Annotated in this window: 14 protein-coding genes and 1 tRNA gene; 5 read left to right on the top strand and 10 right to left on the bottom strand. The window is 71.7% G+C overall.

Annotated elements, in window-relative coordinates:
• Positions 1-115 precede the first annotated feature (115 nt).
• A tRNA-Thr gene (locus tag ABZT06_RS23930) sits at positions 116-189 on the top strand.
• Positions 190-204: 15 nt separating this feature from the next.
• Here ABZT06_RS23930 and ABZT06_RS23925 read toward each other — a convergent pair.
• Positions 205-1,317 carry a HAMP domain-containing sensor histidine kinase gene (locus ABZT06_RS23925; protein ID WP_355744653.1) on the bottom strand — a complete coding sequence of 371 codons (1,113 nt, stop codon included), beginning with the start codon at positions 1,315-1,317 and terminating at the stop codon, positions 205-207.
• A 10-nt stretch (positions 1,318-1,327) separates the two neighbouring features.
• A complete protein-coding gene (locus ABZT06_RS23920) occupies positions 1,328-2,023 on the bottom strand; it encodes a response regulator transcription factor (protein WP_355744294.1) in 696 nt (231 codons plus the stop codon).
• A gap of 178 nt (positions 2,024-2,201) precedes the next feature.
• Here ABZT06_RS23920 and ABZT06_RS23915 point away from each other — a divergent pair, with 178 nt between their 5' ends.
• Positions 2,202-3,239, top strand: coding sequence for an endonuclease/exonuclease/phosphatase family protein (locus ABZT06_RS23915; protein WP_355744650.1), 1,038 nt, complete (start codon positions 2,202-2,204; stop codon positions 3,237-3,239).
• An 18-nt stretch (positions 3,240-3,257) separates the two neighbouring features.
• Here ABZT06_RS23915 and ABZT06_RS23910 read toward each other — a convergent pair whose 3' ends face one another.
• Genes ABZT06_RS23910 through ABZT06_RS23900 form a run of 3 tightly spaced genes read right to left on the bottom strand, consistent with a single transcriptional unit; the run spans position 3,258 to position 5,657 of the window.
• Entirely contained in the window at positions 3,258-4,292 is a 1,035-nt protein-coding gene (locus tag ABZT06_RS23910) for a DUF4037 domain-containing protein (protein ID WP_355744291.1), read from the bottom strand.
• Positions 4,289-4,765 (bottom strand): GNAT family N-acetyltransferase, encoded by a 477-nt coding sequence (locus ABZT06_RS23905; protein WP_355744288.1) that lies wholly within the window; start codon positions 4,763-4,765, stop codon positions 4,289-4,291. Before ABZT06_RS23905 ends, ABZT06_RS23910 begins: the two co-directional genes overlap by 4 nt.
• Position 4,766: 1 nt before the next feature.
• Positions 4,767-5,657 (bottom strand): aminoglycoside phosphotransferase family protein, encoded by an 891-nt coding sequence (locus ABZT06_RS23900; protein WP_355744285.1) that lies wholly within the window; start codon positions 5,655-5,657, stop codon positions 4,767-4,769.
• Between the two features lie 34 nt (positions 5,658-5,691).
• Between ABZT06_RS23900 and ABZT06_RS23895 the strand changes: the two genes are divergently transcribed.
• Together ABZT06_RS23895 and ABZT06_RS23890 are read left to right on the top strand one after the other, a co-directional pair.
• Complete coding sequence (locus ABZT06_RS23895) at positions 5,692-6,345, top strand: rhomboid-like protein (RefSeq protein WP_355744282.1); 654 nt, start codon at positions 5,692-5,694, stop codon at positions 6,343-6,345.
• An 11-nt stretch (positions 6,346-6,356) separates the two neighbouring features.
• Entirely contained in the window at positions 6,357-7,754 is a 1,398-nt protein-coding gene (locus ABZT06_RS23890; RefSeq protein ID WP_355744279.1) for an FAD-dependent oxidoreductase, read from the top strand.
• 18 nt (positions 7,755-7,772) lie between these two features.
• On the opposite strand, the gene ABZT06_RS23885 is transcribed toward ABZT06_RS23890, so the two are convergent.
• The 3 genes from ABZT06_RS23885 to ABZT06_RS23875 are packed head-to-tail and all read right to left on the bottom strand — an operon-like array spanning position 7,773 to position 11,482.
• Positions 7,773-9,254 (bottom strand): MFS transporter, encoded by a 1,482-nt coding sequence (locus ABZT06_RS23885; protein WP_355744276.1) that lies wholly within the window; start codon positions 9,252-9,254, stop codon positions 7,773-7,775.
• Positions 9,255-9,298: 44 nt separating this feature from the next.
• Positions 9,299-10,279: a zinc-binding dehydrogenase gene (locus tag ABZT06_RS23880; RefSeq protein WP_355744274.1), complete on the bottom strand. Its 981-nt coding sequence runs from the start codon at positions 10,277-10,279 to the stop codon at positions 9,299-9,301.
• Positions 10,280-10,321: 42 nt separating this feature from the next.
• Positions 10,322-11,482, bottom strand: a complete 1,161-nt coding sequence (locus ABZT06_RS23875) for an NAD(P)-binding protein (protein ID WP_355744271.1) — start codon at positions 11,480-11,482, stop codon at positions 10,322-10,324.
• 129 nt (positions 11,483-11,611) lie between these two features.
• Between ABZT06_RS23875 and ABZT06_RS23870 the strand changes: the two genes are divergently transcribed.
• The gene (locus ABZT06_RS23870; protein WP_355744268.1) at positions 11,612-12,289 is read left to right on the top strand and encodes a pentapeptide repeat-containing protein; all 678 of its coding nucleotides are present in this window, start codon (positions 11,612-11,614) and stop codon (positions 12,287-12,289) included.
• 384 nt (positions 12,290-12,673) lie between these two features.
• Here the strand turns inward: ABZT06_RS23870 and ABZT06_RS23865 are convergent, their stop codons facing one another.
• Positions 12,674-13,573, bottom strand: a complete 900-nt coding sequence (locus ABZT06_RS23865; protein WP_355744647.1) for a phosphotransferase — start codon at positions 13,571-13,573, stop codon at positions 12,674-12,676.
• A 14-nt stretch (positions 13,574-13,587) separates the two neighbouring features.
• Positions 13,588-14,088: a hypothetical protein gene (locus ABZT06_RS23860; protein ID WP_355744265.1), complete on the bottom strand. Its 501-nt coding sequence runs from the start codon at positions 14,086-14,088 to the stop codon at positions 13,588-13,590.
• Positions 14,089-14,102: the final 14 nt, after the last annotated feature.

Raw genomic sequence — 14,102 nt, 5'->3', positions numbered from 1 at the left:
GGCGTTCACGCGTATGTCAGTACCTGGAGGACTGTGAACTTCGCGGAAATTTTCGACGGGCCCCCGCAGCGACCTGGGTACACTGCTCGGGCGCACCCCCGCGGAAGCGGTGCACGCCTCCTTAGCTCAGATGGCCAGAGCAACGCACTTGTAATGCGTAGGTCGTCGGTTCGAATCCGACAGGGGGCTCCCATGAAGCCCAGGTCAGATCACGTCTGACCTGGGCTTTTGTGTTGCCGGGGGCTCTGCCGGGAGTTCCACGGTGATGCGGAGGCCGCCACCGGGGCGTGGGGTGAGCGTGAGCGTGCCGTCGTGGGCCTGGGTGATCGTCTTGACGATGGCGAGGCCCAGCCCGACGCCCGCGTGGTCGGTGTGGATGCGTTCGGTGCCGCGCTGGAAGGGTTCGGTGAGGGTCGGGATCAGTTCGGGGGTGAGCTGGTCGCCGGTGTTCTCAACGGTGAGGACCACCGTCCTGGGGCGGACGCCGGTGGTGATCCGGACCGTGCCCTGCTCGGGCAGGTTGTGGACGATCGCGTTGTGGACGAGGTTCGTGGTCAGTTGGAGCAGGAGCGCCTGGGAGCCGGTCGTCGGGGCGATGTCGCCGTGGGCCTCGAGGGTGACGCCGTTCTTCTCCGCGAGGGGCAGGAGGGTTTCGGTGGCTTCCTCCGCCAGCAGGGACAGGTCGACGGGTTCTCGGGTGAAGGACCGCTGTTCGGTGCGGTTGACCAGGAGCAGTGCCTCGGTGAGGGCGATCGCCCGGGTGTTGACGGAGTGGAGGCGGTCGAGGAGTTCGCCGGTGTCCTGGCCGGGGTCGGTGCGGGCCACGTCGATGAGGGCCTTGGTGATGGCGAGCGGGGTGCGCAGTTCGTGGGAGGCGTTGGCGGCGAACCTGCGCTGTTCGGCGACGTGGGCTTCGAGGCGGGCGAGCATCGCGTCGAAGGCGTCGGCGAGTTCGCGGAACTCGTCCTTGCGGCCCGGTAGCCGGATGCGGTGGGAGAGGGAGCCGCTGGTGGCGGTGCGGGTGGCGTCCGTGATGCGGGTCAGGGGGGCGAGCATGCGGCCGGCGAGGATCCAGCCGCCCAGGAGGCCGAACACCAGAACGAAGGCGAGTACGGCGGCTGCTCTCGGGGCGAACACGGCCAGCAGGGCGGAGCGGATGGGGAAGACGCCGTCCGTGGGGCTGTCGTCGGGGTTGTAGAGCATCGCGCGGTTGGGGACGTAGCGCAGGAGGAACACCCAGACCGCTGTGAGCAGCAGGATGCCGGCGAACATGAGGAACCCGGCGTAGCTGAGGGTGAGTTTGAGGCGAACGCTCAGACCGGGTGCCCTATCCACGTCCGCCTCCGTCATGTGCGTCGTCCGATCTCGTGGCCATGCGGTATCCGACGCCGGCGACGGTGGTGATGATCCGGGGTTCGCCGAGGCGCTTGCGCAGGGCGGAGACGGTGATGCGTACGGCGTTGGTGAAGGGGTCGGCGTTCTCGTCCCACGCGCGTTCCAGGAGTTCCTCGGCGCTGACGACTCCGCCGTCGGCGGCGACGAGGACTTCCAGTACGGCGAACTGTTTCCTGGTGAGGGCGACGTAGCGGCCGTCGCGGTAGACCTCTCTGCGGAAGGGGTCGAGGCGCAGGCCGGCGATCTCCCGTACGGGGGGCCGGTTGTGCGGGCGTCTGCGGTCGAGTGCTCTGAGTCTGAGGGCGAGTTCGCGCAGTTCGAAGGGTTTGGTGAGGTAGTCGTCGGCGCCGAGTTCGAAGCCGGAGGCCTTGTCGTCGAGGCGGTCGGCGGCGGTGAGCATGAGGATGGGCATGCCGCTGCCGGAGGCGATGATGCGTTGGGCGATGTCGTCGCCGGAGGGTCCGGGGATGTCCCGGTCGAGGACGGCGATGTCGTAGGTGTTGATGCTCAGCAGTTCCAGGGCGGTGTCGCCGTCGCCCGCGATGTCGGCGGCGATCGCTTCCAGGCGCAGGCCGTCGCGGATGGCTTCCGCCAGGTAGAGCTCGTCCTCGACGATCAGCACACGCATGTCTTCGATGCTACGAGTGGGCGCGTATCGCGGGCGTATCGAAATCCGCATACGTGCCGGCAACACCGTGCTGTCTTCACTGGTGGTGGATGTGTGCCGACCCCATTCAGGATCCGAGGACGACTCAGTGAGCAGGACAGTGACCGGCGGTGAGCGGGACCAGGCTCGAGGCCAGGTGATGGCGCGTGTGGACAGGGCGGAGTCCGGGCAGGAGGGGCCCGTCCGCCGGATCGTCCGTGTCGGCCTCCGCCCCGGCTTGTGGAAGCGCGGTCCGGTGCTCGTCGTGCTGGCGCTGCTGCTCGGCCTGCTCATGCTGTTGCACGCGCGGATCCCGGACTACGGGGGTCTCGGCAGCCTGGTGGAGACGTTCCTGCCGTGGTTCGGGCTGTTCGTGCCGGTGCTGCTGGCGGGGGCGTTGTGGCGGCGTTCCGCGTTCGCGGTGGTCGCGCTGGTGTTGCCGGTCACGGTGTGGCTGAGCCTGTTCGGGGGGCTGATCGGCGACAGGTCCGGGTCGGGCGGTGATCTCGTCGTGGTCGGCCACAATGTCGGCGCGGGCAACTCCGACCCGGTGGGCACGGCTCGCGACCTGGCGGCCTCCGGGGCGGACGTGCTGGGGCTGGAGGAGATCACCCCGCAGGCGGTGCCGGTGTACGAGAGGGCTCTGGCGAGGGCGTATCCGTATCACGTGGTGCTGGGCACGGTCGGGCTGTGGAGCAGGTTGCCGCTGTCGGACAGCCGCCCGATCGACACCGGGATGGACGCCGGGCCGCTGGGGGCCGCCAAGTCGGCCGCCGACAAGCTGCCCTCCAACCGGGCGCTGCGTGCCACGGTGGCCACCGAGCGGGGTCCGCTGGCGGTGTATGTGGCCCATCTGGGGTCCGTCCGGGTGATGCCGAGGATGGGGTTCTGGACGAGCATGCGGGACCGTAACGCCGATGCGCTCGCTCGGGCGGTAGCCGCCGAGCCGAACGGGCGGGTGGTGCTGCTCGGTGACCTGAACGGCACCACGGACGACCGCGGGTTCGCCGGCCTCACCTCGCGGCTGCGGTCGGTCCAGGACGAGGCGGGTGACGGCTTCGGTTTCACCTGGCCTGCAAAGTTCCCGGTGGCGCGGATCGACCAGATCCTGGTGCGCGGTGTGGAGCCGGTGGGTTCCTGGGTGCTGCCGGCCACGGGCAGCGATCATCGGCCGGTGGCGGCCGGAATCAGCTGGTGACCTGCACGCAAAGGCTCTCTACGGCTGCTCGGCGTCGTCCGGTTGCGGCAGCGGCAGTTCCCGGACGGCCGGGTCGGTGACACGGGCCGTCAGGGCCTGTGCGAACCGGTCCGCGCGCAGGACGCGGAAGGGGCGGGAGTGGTACGGCCTCGTCTTGGGGTCGATCCGGTCGGTGAGGTGGTGCTGGTTGTGCAGGCCGGCGACCGTTTCGTAGGCGGTGGCGAGGTGGGTCTCGCGGGTGCGCCAGTCCTTGGCGGTCAGGGCCGCGGTGAGGACCGGGGTGAGGCGGTCGCCCGCCGTGGTCCGGGCGAAGGCGCTGCCGAGCCATTTGCCGTACGGGGGGTAGCGGCGGTCCATGAGGAGGCACAGGCGCATCAGGTGGCGGGTCAGGCGGGCGGCGATGACGGCCGAGCCGAGTTCGTCGCCGACTTCTCCGCAGCGGCCGACGAAGGCCTCCTCGTGGGCGATGCGCTGCCACTGGCAGGCGAGGACGTACAGCCAGAGGTCGTGCGGGTACCAGCGCAGGGCGGCGCGGGCGGGGGTGAGGGCGTGCAGGCCGTCGTGGAAGACGGCGCCGGCGGTGACCTCGGCGAGGCGCTGGGTGGGGGTGCCGAGCCAGTGGGCGGGGGTGATCGGGCGGGTGGGGTCGAAGCCGAGCGTGTCGGTGAACCACGAGGAGACGTGGGTGATCTCGACGCGGTGGTGGACGGGGCCGTCGGTGGCGCGCATGACGCGGATGTCGCGGGTCTCGCCGGTGGGTGCGAAGTGGGTGGGGTAGCCGTGGAAGGTCTTCGGGAGGCGCTCGGCGAGGGCGTGGGCGATGCGGCCCGCGTGGTGGGGGACGTCGCTCGGGTGGAGGAAGAGCTGGAGGCGCGGGCCCCATTCGTGGTCGGCGGAGCGCGGGGTGTCGTAGCCGAGGACTTCGGAGCCGGGGCCGATGCGGGCGGCGGAGTGGGGGATCCCGGGGGCGGTCTCCGCCAGCAACGGGGCCACCGCCTCGGTGTAGAAGCGGCGGGCCAGTTCGAGGCCCGGGACGAAGGAGGGGGTGGTCACGCGGTGCCGGAGGCCTTCGTGAGGGCCTCGTCGGTGAGGCGGTAGACCGTCCATTCGTCCTGGGGGCGGGCGCCGAGGGAGTCGTAGAAGCCGATCGCGGGGGTGTTCCAGTTCAGGACGGACCATTCGAGGCGCTGGTATCCGCGTTCGACGCAGATGCGGGCGAGTTGGGTGAGCAGGGCCTTGCCGTGGCCGGCGCCGCGGGCCGTGGGGCGGACGTAGAGGTCCTCCAGGTAGATGCCGTGGACTCCGCGCCAGGTGGAGAAGTTGAGGAACCAGATGGCGTAGCCGACGACCGCTTCGGTGTCGTCGGTCGCCACGTGGGCGTGGGCGGCGGGGTCCTGGCCGAAGAGGGCTTCTTGGAGTTGTTCCTCGGTCGTGCGCACCTCGTGCAACGCCTTTTCGTAGTCGGCGAGTTCGCGGATGAGCGCGTGGATCGCGGGGATGTCGGCGGGGGTCGCGGGGCGGATCACGTCAGGCTCCTGGGGTGCGCAGGCGGTGGGCGATTTCGAGTTGGCGTTCTTGGACGGGGCGGCCGTCCTCGATGTCCCAGAGGGCGTTCTGGAGGAGCCGTCCCAGGGTCCAGGCACGCGCGCGTGCGCGGTCCAGGCCGAGGATGTCGGTCATGGCGTCGAAGCGCCAGGTGATCTCGTCGGCGTCGAAGCGGTTGTCGAGGGCGGGCCACAGTTCGAACCCGGGGTCGCCGGCGAGGGGTTTGGGGTCGATGGCGAGCCAGGGGGCGCGATCCGATGCGAGGACGTTCTCGTCGTGCAGGTCCCAGTGCAGGAGCCGGTCGCCGGGTTCGTCGGCGACCTCGCGTACGGCGGCCGCGCAGTCGGCGACGGTTCGGCGGGTCTCCGGGTCGGGGATGCGGTTGAGGGCTTCGGGGGTCCGGTCGAGCATGGCGCGCGCGATGTCGCCGAGCCGGCGCATCCCGGTGGGGGCGGGCCCCGCGGTCAGGTGGGCGAGCAGGCCGGCGATGACGAGGACCGCGTCGCGGGTGCCGGGCAGGGTGGAGAGCATGCGGGTGGAGTCGAGGCGCTCCAGGAGCATGGTGTGGGTGGCCGGGTCGTGGTCGAGGAGGCGGACCGCCCCGTCGCCGTCCCATCGGCGCAGGGCGACGGGTTCGCCGGCGCTCTCGTCGTCGAGGAGCTGGAGCTTCAGGACGGCCGGGGTGCCGTCGCTGCGGCGGACGACCGGCAGGACCAGGGCGGCGACGCCGTGCATGGGGGAGCCGTCGGGTCTGAGGTCCCAGCGCTCCAGGAAGTCCTCGATCAGTGTCGGCAGTCCGGCGATGAACTCCCGGCCCCGGTCGCCGTGGTAAAGCTCCTGTGTCGCCGCCAGTTCCTGCGGGATGTCGATCACGTGCCGGACCCTACCGGCGTGCGTGAATCGACTCATGCGAATTAACCGGGGTCTCCACAGGGTGTGGGCGTACGTCCGCAGCGCCCCCGGCACCTATGTGTGGCTGTCGGTCCTGTTCGTGTCGACGGTGGCGTTGCACCACATGTCGCCGGATTTCGAGGAGCAGTTCCTGCGGCAGCGCTCGACCAACATCCATGAGCTGTCGAGCAATCCGGTGCGGGTGCTGGTCTCCAGCGCGATGTGGATCGACGGCGGGCACTGGCTGCCGTACGTCGTCCTCTTCTCGGTCTTCCAGGCGCCGGCGGAGCGGTGGCTGGGGACCGCGCGGTGGCTGGCGGTGTGCGCGGCGGCGCACGTACTGGCCACGTTGATCAGCGAGGGGGCGCTGCTGTGGGGCATCCGGCACGCGATGGCGCCCGCGTCCGCGGTCAACACCCTGGACATCGGGGTGAGTTACTCCCTGGCCGGAGTGATCGCCGTGCTCGTGTACCGGATTCCGGCGCCCTGGCGGTACGTCTACGGCTTCGCGGTTCTCGTCGTGTACGCGGTGCCCCTGGTGACCGGGCGGACCTTCACCGATCTCGGGCACTTCACCTCGGCGCTGATCGGGTTCGGGTGTTATCCGCTGGTCAGGGGGCGGGAAAGAGTACGGATTCCGAAGGAGACAGCGGGCGCGTCGTCGGGCTAACGTCCCAGGCCATGAGCAGCAGGGTCGTGAACGGCGGCATCTCCTTCTGGTACGCGGACGACGGCTTCCCCGAGGCGCGGGAGCCGCTCGGCGGTGACGCGTCGGCGGACGTCGTGATCGTCGGCGGCGGGTACACGGGACTGTGGACGGCGTACTACCTGAAGAAGGCCGTGCCCTTTCTGCGGATCACCGTCCTGGAGCAGAAGTTCTGCGGCTACGGCGCTTCCGGTCGCAACGGCGGCTGGCTGTACAACGGCGTCGCGGGTCGCGACCGGTACGCGCAACTGCACGGCCACGAGGCCGCCGTACGTCTCCAGAAGGCCATGAACGACACCGTCGACGAGGTCGCCAGGGCCGTCGGCGAGGAGGGGTTCGACGCCGGGCTCCACAAGGGTGGCGTCCTCGAAGTCGCCCGTACGCCCGCGCAGTTGGCCCGCCTGAGGGCCTTCCACGAGCACGAACTGTCGTACGGCGAGAAGGACCGTGAGCTGTACGGCGCCCGCGAGACGGCCGAGCGGATCCGGGTCGCGGACGCGGTCGGGTCGTCGTGGACGCCGCACGGGGCGCGGGTGCATCCGGTGAAGCTGGTGAAGGGGCTGGCGGCGGCCGTCGAGGCGCTCGGCGTGACGATCCACGAGCAGACGCCGGTGACGGAGATCCGGCCCAAGCACGCGGTCACTCCGTACGGGACCGTCCGCGCGCCCTATGTCCTGCGCTGCACCGAGGGCTTCACGGCCGCGCTGAAGGGGCAGAAGCGGACCTGGCTGCCGATGAACTCGTCGATGATCGCCACCGAGCCGCTGACCGACGAGCAGTGGGCGGTGATCGGCTGGGAGGGGCGGCAGACGCTGGGGGACATGGCGCACGCCTACATGTACGCGCAGCGCACCGCCGACGGGCGGATCGCGCTGGGCGGGCGCGGGGCGCCGTACCGGTTCGGTTCGCGCACCGACAACGACGGGCGGACGCAGGCCGAGACGGTCGAGGCGCTGCGGGAGATCCTCGTCGGGTTCTTCCCGATGCTGGCCGGGACGCGGATCGAGCACGCCTGGTCGGGGGTGCTGGGCGTGCCGCGTGACTGGTGCGCGTCGGTGACGCTGGACCGTTCGACGGGGATCGGCTGGGCGGGCGGTTACGTCGGCTCCGGCGTCGCGACCGCCAACCTGGCTGCCCGGACCCTGCGGGACCTGGTCCAGCAGGACTCCGGACAGGGCGGTCGGACCGAGCTCACCGAACTCCCGTGGGTCGGCCACAAGGTACGCAGGTGGGAGCCGGAACCGCTGCGCTGGCTGGGCGTGCAGGGCATGTACGCCACGTACCGGACGGCGGACCGGCGCGAGCGCACCAGCCACAGCCCCCAGTCGTCCCGGCTGGCCCGGTGGGCGGACCGGGTGGCCGGGCGGCACTGAGCTTCCGGGAGGCCGGGTTCAGGTGACCGGCTCCGGGACCGGAGCCGCGGCGGGCGCCCCGTGTTTCGGGGGCTTCGCCGTCACCATCAGGCCCGCGATCAGGCCGGCCAGGAGCATGATGCCGGCCGCCCACCAGATGGCGACGGTGTAGCCGTGCACGACGCCCTCCTTGATGATCAGGGCCTTCTTCGACGGGTCGGTCAGGTGGGCGCTGACGTAGGCGGTGCTGCTGGTGGTGGCGATCGTGTTGAGCAGGGCCGTGCCGATCGAACCGCCCACCTGCTGCGAGGTGTTGACGGTCGCCGAGGTCACCCCGGAGTCCTGCGGGGCGACGCCCGCGGTGGCGGTGGAGAACACCGGCATGAAGGTGAGGCCCATGCCGAGGCCCATGAGGAGCAGGGCGGGCAGGATCTCGGTGGCGTAGGAGCTGTCGACCGTCATCCGGGTGAGGATCAGCATGCCGCTCGCGGCGAGGACCATGCCGGGGACCATGAGCATGCGGGGCGCGACGTGATTCATCAGCCGGGCGGAGATCTGGGTGGAGCCGATGATGATCGCGGCGGTCATCGGCAGGAAGGCGAGCCCGGTCCGCACGGGTGAGTAGGCGAGCACGACCTGCAGGTAGTAGGTCATGAACAGGAACAGCCCGAACATGCCGATGACGGCGAGTCCCATGGTCAGGAAGCAGCCCGCGCGGTTGCGGTCCTTGACGATGTGCAGCGGGAGGAGGGGGAAGGGGGCCCGGGACTGCCACCACACGAAGGCCGCGAGGAGTACGACGCCCCCCGCGATCAGGGTCAGCACCAGGGGGTCGCTCCAGCCCCGGGGCTGGGCCTCGCTGAAGCCGTAGACGATCGCGACCAGGCCGCCGCAGCCCAGCAGCACGCCGGGCACGTCGAGGCGGGCGCCCGTGTGGCCGGGGCGGTCGTGCAGCAGGGCGAGGGCGCCGAGGACGGCGGCGACGGCGATGGGCACGTTGACGTACAGGCACCAGCGCCAGTTCAGGTACTCGGTGAGCAGCCCGCCGACGATGAACCCGATCGCGGAACCGGAGCCCGCGAGGGCGCCGTAGATCCCGAAGGCCTTTCCGCGTTCCTTGGGGTCGGTGAAGGTCGTGGTGAGCAGGGACAGCGCGGAGGGGGCGAGCAAGGCCGCGAACGCGCCCTGGAGGGCGCGGGCGGCGAAGAGCATGCCGGGGCCGGTGGCGGCGCCGCCGAGTGCGGAGGCGGCGGCGAAACCGACCAGACCGATCACGAAGGTGCGCTTGCGGCCCACCAGGTCGGCGATGCGGCCGCCGAGCAGGAGGAGACCGCCGAAGGCGAGCGTGTAGGCGGTGATCACCCACTGCCTGTTCGCGTCGGACATGCCCAGGTCCTGCTGTGCGGAAGGGAGCGCGATGTTCACGATGGTCGCGTCGAGGACGACCATCAGCTGCGCGAGGGCGATGACCACCAGGCCCCACCAGCGGCGCGGATCCTCATCTGTCCGGGTGACGCTCACCTGGCCAGAGGACCATGAGTCGGTACGAGTCGCATCTGGGCGTGTCATGGCTCCAGGACCACCTTTCCGGTTGTGCCGCGGGTCTCCAGCGCCCGGTGGGCGGCGGCGGCCCCGGCGAGCGGGAAACGCTGTACGGCAGGGGTGAGTCGGCCCGCGGCGGCTTCGGCGAGGGCGCGTAGTTCGAGGGTGCGCAGGGGGTTCGGGCCGCCCGCCTTCCGGGCCATGACGGGCCCGAGGACCTGTTCGGAGACGCCCTCGACGAGGTACGGCCGGCCGTCGCGGATGCCTTCGCCGGACCAGCCGAAGACGAGGTGCTGCCCTTGGGGGCCCAGCAGGCCGACACACGCGCGGGCGACGGCTCCTCCCACCCCGTCGAAGACGACGGTGGCGGTGCGGTCGCCGAGGAAGGCGCGGACCTTCCCGGGCCATGCGGGGTCCTTGTAGTCGACGGCGAGGTCGGCGCCGTTCTTCTCGGCGAGGCCCACCTTGTGCGGGCCGCCGGCCAGGGCGACGACCGTGGCCCCGGCGTTCTTCGCGTACTGCACGAGCAGCGTGCCGATGCCTCCGGCCGCCGCCGGGATCACGGCCACGGAGTCCGGACCGAGCTCGGCGAACTGGACGATCCCCATCGCCGTACGGCCCGTGCCGATCATGGCGACGGCCTGGGCGAAGTCGAGGTTGCCGGGGATCTCGTGGACGCGGTCGACATCGGTGACGGCGAGTTCGGCGTAGCCTCCGGGGGCGAAACCGAGGTGGGCGACCACGCGCTTGCCGAGCCACAGGGCGGCGACCCCCTCGCCGAGGGATTCGACGACTCCGGCGACCTCGCGGCCGGGGACGGTGGGCAGGGCGGGCGGCCGGGGTGCCGGTCCCTGCTGCCCCTCGCGCAGGGCGGTGTCCAGGAGGTGGACTCCGGCCGCCCGTACGGCGATACGGACCTGGCCGGGGCCCGGTACCGGGTCCTCGGTCTGTTCGTAGGTGAGGTTCTCGGCGGGGCCGAAGGCGTGCAGGCGGATGGCGTGCATGAGGAGAACTCCCTGTGTCGTCAGGGGCCCCACTCTTCGACCTCAAGCATGCTTGAGGTCAAGAGCGTTCCGGCCGAGTGCCAGCGAGACGGCGGTGAGCGCGCTGTTGAAGGACACCTCCGAGAGGACCCCGGGCGCCGCGACCTGGTCGCCCGCGAGATAGACGCCGTCGCCCCGGTCGACGGCGGGCCGGTCGCGCCAGCTGGTGCCGGGCAGGTCGACGGCTCCCGTACGGCCGTTCGCGACGGACTCGCGTCGCCAGGTGACGCGCTCGCGCCAGCCGTCGAAGGCGAGGTCGAGCAACTGTTCCGCGCGCACGATCCCGTCGGCCCTGGTCTCGTGCGGGGCGATCGGGATCTGGCCCTGGAGGAGCTGTTCGCCCTCGGGTGCCAGGGTGCGGTCCTGGGCGGTGAACCGTTCGAGCCAGCCGGGGGAGTCGAGGTCGGAGACGGCGAAGGCGTCGCCGCGCCGGGTGCGCAGCGCGAGGTCGAGGAGGGCCGTACGGCCGCTCGGCCAGGCCAGCGAGTCGTCGCCGAGGAGCCGGCGGGCCGCGTCGAGGGAGGTGGCGACGACGACGGGGGTGTCGGTGGGCAGGGTGTCCACGCGGGCCAGGGTCTCCATCCGGACGCCCAGGTTCCAGGCGCGGGCGGCCATCCGGTCGACGACGCCGGCCCAGCCGCCGCGCGGGTAGTGCGCCTCGGGCGGCAGCTTGGTGGCGCGCCGGAGCCGTTCCTGCACGAACGCGGCGGACAGGGCGCCGGGGTCGTGGTGGAAGAGGGCGACGGCGGAGTAGTGGGCGGCGGCACGGGCGCCCTCCTCGCCGGCCAGCCCGGTGGCCCAGGACATGAAGTCCACGTCGATCGGGGCCTGTTGGGCAGTGCGGCGCAGCAGTTTGAGCATCGCGAAGGGCGGGGTCCGGCGCAGTGCGCCCCTGTGCCGCAGGCGCAGCCGGGCCGCCTCCAGGGGTGGCAGCGGGGCGAGCGGTCCGATGAGGTCGCGCTGCTGGAGCCAGGACCAGTGCGGGCCGCCGCTGTAGAGGGCGTGCGGGCCGTCGTTCGTGCGGTACGGCCCCTCGGCGGTCCTGGCCCGGCCGCCGAGGGTGTGATGGGCCTCGTACACGGTGACCTTGGCGCCCGCCTCGGCGGCGGTGATCGCCGCGGTCAGCCCGGCGAGGCCGCCGCCGATGACGGTGATGCGGTGCATGGCTGGGGTCTCCCTCTCCTCGGGGTGGGTTCCGTCGTCGGTATGACTGCTCGAGGGCACCGGAATGTGACATGGGGCCCGTCGGCGCAGGTCAGGGCGGTTGTCAGTGGCGGGGTGCAGGATGGGGGCATGGTGAGTCGAGGGACGGGTGCGAGCAGGGTGAAGGGGGCGCGGCGGCCCGAGCTGCGGCTGCCCCCGCTGGAGCCGCACGGGGGAGCGGAGCTGGAGCCGGACGGGGACTACGACGGCCTGGAGTTCCTGGAGACGGACTTCGTGGGGCAGGACGGGGCGGGGGCCCGTTTCATGGACTGCGCGCTGAGAAGCTGCGCGCTGGACGAGACCCGGCTGCACCACGCCCGCTTCCTCGACTCGGTCCTCACCGGCATCCGGGGCGTGGGCACCGACCTCGCGGAGTCGACCCTGCGTGACGTCGAGCTGATCGACGCCCGGCTCGGCGGAGTGCAGCTGCACGGCGCGGCGCTGGAGCGGGTCGTGATCCGGGGCGGCAAGATCGACTACCTGAACCTGCGCACGGCCGTCCTGAAGGACGTCGTCTTCGAGAGCTGCGTCCTGGTGGAACCGGACTTCGGCGGTGCCCGCCTGGAGCGCGTGGAGTTCGTGGACTGCGCCCTCAAGGGCGCGGACCTCACGGCGGCGACCCTCAAGGACGTCGACCTGCGCGGCGCCGCGTCACTGGAGATCGCCCGGGGGATCGACCGCCTCGCCGGGGCGGTGATCACCCCGTCCCAACTGCTGGATCTGGCACCGGTGCTGGCGGCGGAGGTGGGGATTAGGGTGGAGGGCTGACGGGAGGCGCCGGCCCGCGCGAGCTGTCCTGCCGAAGGGGAGTCCTGCTCTCTCGTGGCCCCGCGCGAGCGGTGGCGGCGGTCGGCCGGAGTGCGAGGTCGGTCGCGTGCGTGAGGTCGGTCGGAGGGGTGCCGGGGCTCACCGCGGGATCGGTCGCCTTCGGGGCCTTCGGGTGGGTCGGCCGGTCGGCTGGTGGTGTGAGGGCGGTTGGACGAGTGCCGGGACGTGCCGCGGGGTGCGGTCGTTCGGGTCGCCTTCGGCCGGTCGTGTGAGGTTGGTGAGCCGTCGGTCAGTGTTCGCCGTGGGGGTGCGGTCGTCCGGGTCGCCTTCGGGTCGGTCGGCCGGTCGGCCGGTCGTGTGAGGTTGCCGGTGGTGTGAGGTCGGTCAGCCGTCCGCCAGTACCCGCCGCAGTGCCGCTCTCCCCGCCGTCCCCCAGGTCGGTTTGCCGCCGGGGAGGCCCTTGTCGCCGGCCTGGCCGATGGCGAGCAGGCCGAGGGTGCTGCGGACCGCCCAGGCGCGGGCGCGCTGGATCAGGGGCTGGTCGTCGGTGCCGTAGGACTTGAAGAAGCGAGGGGCCGCGCCGTCCGGCAGGAGGAGCCAGGCGGCCGCGAGGTCTGTCGCCGGGTCACCGGCGCACAGTTCGCCGAAGTCGATCACGCCCGTGAGCGTGCCGTCCGCCACGACGACGTTCGCGGGATGCAGGTCCCCGTGCAGCCACAGCGGGGGCTCCTGCCAGGCAGCGGCGGCGAGGCCCGCCTCCCACACCCTGCGGACGTCGTCGGCGGCGAACTCGCCGAGGTCCATGGTCCGCAGCGCCTTGTCGACCCCGGCCGCGTGGGCGGCGAGCGGCACTCCCCGGTCGGGGTTCGCCGGTGCGTCGGCGGGCGCCGGGCGGTGCAGGGCACGCAGGAAGTCCGCGAGGGCGTCGGCCGCGTGGTCGGCGCGGGTGACCGGGACGCGGTCGGCCGGGTCGCCGGGGACCCAGGCGACCACGGTCCAGGGGGCGGAGAAGTGGGCGGACGGCCGGCCGAGCCGGTGCGGCGTGGGCACGGGGAGCGGGAGCAGCGGAGCGAGGGCGGGCAGCCAGCGGTGCTCCTTGAGAAGGAGGCCCGGGGCCCGGGGTGTGCGAGGCAGACGTATCGCCAACTCCTCGCCCAGGCGCCAGAGTTCGTTGTCCCAGCCCCGGACGGCCGGTCCCAGGTCCAGGTTCGCGAGATCCGGGTGCTGCTCCCGCAGCAGGGACCGCAGAAGATCCTCGTCGACCGAGATGTCGCCGCTCTCCATACTCACTTCACCGCTCACTTCATCCTCGGGAACCGCGCCTGGAGCGTCCAGATCGCCGGGTTCTCGTCCAGGTCGTCGTGCAGATCGCTCAGGTCCGCGATCAGGTCGTGCAGGAAGTCGCGGGCCTCGCGGCGCAGGTCCGCGTGGGAGAAGGTGAGCGGCGGTTCCTCCACCGGCATCCAGTCGGCCTCGATGTCCACCCACCCGAAACGGCGCTCGAAGAGCATCCGGTCGGTGGACTCGGTGAAGTCGAGCTCCGCGTACTGGGGGCGGGAGGCGCGGGAGCCCGCGGGGTCGCGGTCGAGGCGTTCCACGATGTCGCACAGCGCCCATGCGAAGTCGAGCACCGGCACCCATCCCCAGGCTGTGGACAGTTCCCGGTCCTCCTTGGTGTCCGCGAGGTAGACGTCTCCGCAGAACAGGTCGTGCCGCAGCGCGTGGACGTCCGCGCGGCGGTAGTCGGTCTGCGGGGGGTCCGGGAAGCGGTTGGAGAGGGCGTAGCCGATGTCGAGCACGTAGGCGATGGTGT

Source organism: Streptomyces sp. NPDC005483 (assembly GCF_040606035.1).
Taxonomy (GTDB): domain Bacteria; phylum Actinomycetota; class Actinomycetes; order Streptomycetales; family Streptomycetaceae; genus Streptomyces.
The sequence above is the reverse complement of the archived record's forward strand: the minus strand, read 5'-3'. Positions and strand labels throughout refer to the sequence as shown.

What these genes read in the sequence shown, in the direction of transcription:
- ABZT06_RS23920 (WP_355744294.1), bottom strand. Translation starts at nt 2,023, where the DNA reads ATGCGTGTGCTGATCGTCGAGGACGAGCTCTACCTGGCGGAAGCCATC.
- ABZT06_RS23915 (WP_355744650.1), top strand. Translation starts at nt 2,202, where the DNA reads ATGGCGCGTGTGGACAGGGCGGAGTCCGGGCAGGAGGGGCCCGTCCGC.
- ABZT06_RS23895 (WP_355744282.1), top strand. Translation starts at nt 5,692, where the DNA reads ATGCGAATTAACCGGGGTCTCCACAGGGTGTGGGCGTACGTCCGCAGC.
- ABZT06_RS23890 (WP_355744279.1), top strand. Translation starts at nt 6,357, where the DNA reads ATGAGCAGCAGGGTCGTGAACGGCGGCATCTCCTTCTGGTACGCGGAC.
- ABZT06_RS23880 (WP_355744274.1), bottom strand. Translation starts at nt 10,279, where the DNA reads ATGCACGCCATCCGCCTGCACGCCTTCGGCCCCGCCGAGAACCTCACC.
- ABZT06_RS23875 (WP_355744271.1), bottom strand. Translation starts at nt 11,482, where the DNA reads ATGCACCGCATCACCGTCATCGGCGGCGGCCTCGCCGGGCTGACCGCG.
- ABZT06_RS23870 (WP_355744268.1), top strand. Translation starts at nt 11,612, where the DNA reads ATGGTGAGTCGAGGGACGGGTGCGAGCAGGGTGAAGGGGGCGCGGCGG.
- ABZT06_RS23865 (WP_355744647.1), bottom strand. Translation starts at nt 13,573, where the DNA reads ATGGAGAGCGGCGACATCTCGGTCGACGAGGATCTTCTGCGGTCCCTG.